The sequence below is a fragment of the Veillonella sp. ZSJB6 genome, from assembly GCF_051549505.1.
Taxonomy (GTDB): domain Bacteria; phylum Bacillota; class Negativicutes; order Veillonellales; family Veillonellaceae; genus Veillonella.
The window spans coordinates 1-263 of the sequence record NZ_JBPUGE010000077.1 but is presented as its reverse complement, the minus strand read 5'-3'; the positions used below and the strand labels follow the sequence as shown (position 1 = coordinate 263).

The following is a 263-nucleotide window of genomic DNA, read 5'->3' as shown; positions in this document are numbered from 1 at the left end:
CGAGATTCGGATTCAATCTGAACATGCCTATGTGCCGAATGACCACCGGAACTTGGCGTATCGTGCAGCCGAGTTGTTGCGGAAGCGATTTGGCATCAAGCAAGGTGTCGAAATCGTATTGGATAAGCAGATTCCGGTCGCGGCAGGGTTAGCTGGCGGCTCGAGCGATGCGGCGGCTACACTTCGGGGTATGAACGAATTGTTCGACCTTGGCCTCTCGTTAGAAGAGTTGGCCGAACTCGGAGCCGCCGTCGGATCGGACG

At 56.3% G+C, this 263-nt stretch carries 1 protein-coding gene; it reads left to right on the top strand.

Translation table 11 applies throughout. The features are described 5' to 3' along the window. Positions 1–263 (top strand): 4-(cytidine 5'-diphospho)-2-C-methyl-D-erythritol kinase (locus ACSV5T_RS09955; RefSeq protein WP_438321015.1); only part of this gene is annotated, 263 nt, incomplete at both ends.